The organism is Saliniramus sp. (assembly GCF_035311605.1).
Classification (GTDB): Bacteria; Pseudomonadota; Alphaproteobacteria; order Rhizobiales; family Beijerinckiaceae; genus Saliniramus.
In genome coordinates, this window is the sequence record NZ_DATGCW010000051.1 from 1 (window position 1) to 4,246 (window position 4,246).

Annotated in this window: 5 protein-coding genes; all 5 read left to right on the forward strand. The window is 65.3% G+C overall.

The annotated features are described in order from the left end of the window. Window positions 1–376 (forward strand): cell division ATP-binding protein FtsE (locus tag VKP01_RS02560; protein ID WP_324410066.1); only part of this gene is annotated, 376 nt, incomplete at its 5' end. A 32-nt stretch (window positions 377–408) separates the two neighbouring features. Then, window positions 409–1,437 (forward strand): ABC transporter permease, encoded by a 1,029-nt coding sequence (locus VKP01_RS02565; RefSeq protein WP_324410067.1) that lies wholly within the window; start codon window positions 409–411, stop codon window positions 1,435–1,437. 141 nt (window positions 1,438–1,578) lie between these two features. Then, complete coding sequence (locus tag VKP01_RS02570) at window positions 1,579–2,355, forward strand: YdcF family protein (RefSeq protein ID WP_324410068.1); 777 nt, start codon at window positions 1,579–1,581, stop codon at window positions 2,353–2,355. Between the two features lie 99 nt (window positions 2,356–2,454). After that, window positions 2,455–3,180 (forward strand): lysophospholipid acyltransferase family protein, encoded by a 726-nt coding sequence (locus VKP01_RS02575; RefSeq protein ID WP_324410069.1) that lies wholly within the window; start codon window positions 2,455–2,457, stop codon window positions 3,178–3,180. A gap of 95 nt (window positions 3,181–3,275) precedes the next feature. Then, window positions 3,276–4,046, forward strand: coding sequence for a motility protein A (locus VKP01_RS02580; RefSeq protein WP_324410070.1), 771 nt, complete (start codon window positions 3,276–3,278; stop codon window positions 4,044–4,046). Window positions 4,047–4,246: the final 200 nt, after the last annotated feature.

A 4,246-nucleotide genomic window follows, 5' to 3' on the forward strand; every position in this document is an offset into this window, starting at 1 on the left:
CCTGTATGAAAACGTCGCGCTGCCCCTGCGTGTGCAGGAAATGGAAGAGGCGCGCTACCGGGCGGAGGTAACGGAACTGCTCGCCTGGGTGGGGCTTGGCGAGCGCATGCATGTGCTGCCGCCGGTGCTCTCCGGCGGTGAGAAGCAGCGTGCGGCGATCGCGCGGGCGCTGATCACGCGTCCCGATCTGCTTCTGGCCGACGAGCCGACCGGCAATGTCGATCCCGGTCTGGCGCGGCGGCTGTTGCGGCTGTTCATCGAATTGCACCGGCTGGGCACGGCGGTCTTGATTGCCACCCATGATCTGGCCTTGATGGATCTCTACGATGCCCGCCGGCTGCTCCTCGCCGACGGCCATCTGCATATCGATGCCTGAGAAGCGCAGGGACAATGCTACAGGGGGGCCGGGTGCCTGGAACCGCGAATCACGCCCAACACGACGCGCAAGACGATGCGCAACAAGGCGCGCCAGACGAAGCGCATGCCGGACATCGCCCGCGCCGGCCGTTGCCCGGTCGCGCCGTGATCGCCCGGCTGCTCGCGCGCCAGACGCCGCTGGTACCCGTCGATTCGGCGGCGGCACGCGCCCTCGTGGCCGTGATCGCCATCCTCACCTTTCTCGCGGCCCTGTGTGCCGGCGCGGCGGAACTTGTCGCGACGAATTCGGCGCAATGGCGCGCCGCCGTGGGGGCGGAGGCGACCATCCAGGTCCGTCCGCAGCCCCGGGCCGATATGGAGGAACTGGTCGACCAGGCGGCGCGGATGGCGCGTGACACGCCCGGTATCCTTGCCGTGGAGCCCTTCAGTCTGGGCCAGTCGGAGCGCCTGCTAGAGCCCTGGCTCGGCAGCGGCCTCGATCTCGCGGAACTGCCGGTGCCGCGTCTGATCGAATTGCGGCTCGATCCGGACAGGCCGCCCGATCTGGTCTCCCTGCGCACGCAGTTGCGCGAGGCGGTGCCGGGGGCGAGCCTCGATGATCATGCGCAATGGCTGGCGCGGCTGTCGAACATGGCGCAGACCATCGTCGTGATGGGGATCACCCTCGTGCTGCTGGTTCTGATCGCCACCGGCCTCGCGGTCGCCTTTGCCACGCGTGGTGCCATGGCCGGCAATCGCGACATTATCGAGGTGCTGCATTACGTGGGCGCGCACGACGCCTATATCGCCCGTGAGTTCCGCCGGCGCTTCCTGCGTCTGGGGCTTGAGGGCGGTGCGATCGGCGGGATCGCGGCGATAGCGATCTTCGTGGCGCTCGGCTGGATTTCCGCCTCCTGGCGGGCTTCGCCGGCGGGCGATCAGCTGGAGGCGCTGTTCGGTGCCTTCGAGATCGGTGCGCGCGGTTATCTGGTCATGGCCGGCACGGCGCTCGTCGCCGCGCTGGTAACTGCGGGGATGTCGGATCTCTCGGTGCGCCGTTTCCTGCAGCGCATGCCGTGAACGGGCGTCACGCGCGAAGCTGCCCCGCTGAGGCCGTAATCGCCCGGCAATCTGTTCCGCTTGGCGCTTTACGGATTGCCGTGCGCAACCGGGAGCGCGATAAGGAACGGATCGCGAGTGGCGGCGGGAGACGGCCGTAACATGGCCGCAGATGAACAAAATCAAGCGTGGCGGGAGACCGCCGGGCCGGCGCGCAAGCGGGCGGGTCGGCTGCGGCTCGTCCTGCGCGCCATGCTCGCCCTGCCGCTGATCGTGGCGCTGCTGCTCGCAGGCGGCTTTCTGATTTTCGTGGATACGCTCGACGGCTACCGCCATGCGGGTGATCCGCCGCGTGTCGAGGGGATCGTGGCGCTCACCGGCGGTTCGCAGCGTGTGGCCGATGCGATCGCGCTGCTTTCGCGCGGCTTTGCCGACAGGTTGCTGATTTCCGGCGTGAACGAGCGCACCACCCGTTCACAGATCGCCCGGCTCAATCCCGGTCAGAAGGATTGGCTGGATTGCTGCGTCGATCTCGACCACCGCGCCCGCAACACGATCGGCAATGCCATCGAAACGCGGCGCTGGGTGACGGAACGGGGGTTCGAGACGATCATCGTGGTGACCTCGAATTACCACATGCCGCGCACCATGCTCGAACTCGACAATGCGATGCCGGATGTCGCCAAATACGCGCACGCCGTTTCGCCGACGGATATGGACGTATCGCGCTGGTGGCGCGAGGGTTCGACCTTTCGTCTGCTCGGACAGGAATATCTCAAGTTCCTGGCCGTCTGGGCGCGCACGCAATTCGAGACTGATCCCGAACTCTCGCGGCTGGCCGAGATCCTCAGCTGGCAACCGCACTCCCATGGCGGGGCCGAGGCGGCATCGGGAGAGGCGCCCGGCGAGATGACCGGTGAGGCATCCGTAGTGGAATGAGACGGCTTTGCCATTCACAAAGCCGGCCCGGGCGGTTAGGAGGGGTATCCCGTTGCCCTGCACCCGGCGTCCGGCCCCGCCGCTCACGGTTCATGAACCATGCTGATCCTGCGTTCCCTCGCCTTTAATCTGGCCTATTATCTCAACCTCGTCGTCTGGATGATCCTGTGCCTGCCGGTGCTGGCCCTGCCGCGCCGGGTCTTCATGCGTGTGGCGCGGCTCTGGGCCCGCTCCTCGCTCTGGCTTCTGAGGGTGATCGCCGGAACCAGGGTGGATTTCCGGGGGCTGGAGAAGATCCCTGCTGGCGGCACGATCGTCGCCTCCAAGCACCAGTCGCTTTGGGAGACCTTCGCCCTGCTCGTCATCCTCGACGACCCGGCCTATGTGCTCAAACGCGAATTGATGTGGATTCCCGTTTTCGGCTGGTATGCCTGGAAGGCGCGTTCGGTGCCCGTTGATCGCAAGGGCGGTGCGCAGGCGCTCAAGGCGATGGTCGTGCGCGCGCGTGAGGAGATCGCCGCCGGGCGTCAGATCATCATCTTTCCCGAAGGCACACGCCGTCCGCCCGGCGCGGCGCCCGCCTACAAATTCGGTGTGGCGCTTCTCTATGCGAAGCTCCGCGCCCCCTGCCTGCCGGTGGCTCTGAATTCCGGCTTGTACTGGCCGCGCCGCAAATTCATCCGCCATCCGGGCACGATCCTTGTGGAAATCCTCGATCCGATCGGCCCCGGCATGCCGCGCGACACGTTTTTCAGGGATCTCGAGGCGCGGATCGAGGCGGCGACGAATGGCCTGTTGCAGGAAGCCGGGGCACGGCGCGGTTAACCCTATCTTCAGCGCAGCCTCGCTAGAGTGACCTTGCGGGAGACGAAACCGGCCTGCCGGTTCATCCCGATGTTGCGTCTGCTTTCGAGGCAAAGATGGATCTCGCCACCGGCATCGGACTCGTCGCGGGTATCGGCACGCTGATCGGCGTGATCATGCTCGATGGCGGCAATTTCGGCACCTATTTCGATTCGAAGGGGTTCGTGCTGGTGATCTGCGGTACCGTGGCTTCGACCATGATCCGCTTTCCCCTGGCCACGATGATCCAGGGCCTTCCGATCGGCGTGCGTTACGCCTTCCAGATGAAATCGGAAACACCACGCGATCTGATCGACGAATTCTCCCGCATTGCCGAAGTCGTGCGCCAGAGCGGGCCGATCGCGCTGGAAAACGTGCAAACGGAAAATACCTTCCTCGCCCAGGGCCTGCGCTATATCGCTGACGGTTACGACAAGGAATTCATCCGCGAGACCCTCGAAAAGGATCGCGACAATTTCCTCCAGCGCGTCGATGCGGGGCAGAAGATTTATCGCCAGATGGGCGATGCGGCGCCGGCATGGGGCATGATCGGCACGATTCTCGGGATCGTCATCATGCTTGCCAACATGAACGACCCGGCCAAGCTCGGCCCGGCCATGTCGATCGCGCTCCTGACCACGCTCTACGGTGCGCTGATCGCCAATCTGTTCTGTCTGCCCATCGCCGACAAGCTGCAATTGAAGTTCGAGGACGAGGATGTCTCGCGCTCGATGATCATCGACGGGATCCTGCAGATCCGGGATTCGCGCAGTCCCGCCATCGTGCGCGAGATGCTGGTCGCCTATCTGCCTGATCAGCACCGCGAGGCCTATGCCGCAGAGGCCTAGAGCATCATGCCGTCAGGTGGATACCGGCTGACGGGAGAAATGATGCGCCAGACAATGACCTGGAGCGCCCGGCCTGACTCCGTCAGGTCGGAATGCGCCCTAGAGCATCATGCCGTCAGGTGGATACCGGCTGACGGGAGAAATGATGCGCCAGACAATGACCTGGAGCGCCCGGCCTGACTCCGTCAGGTCGGAACGCG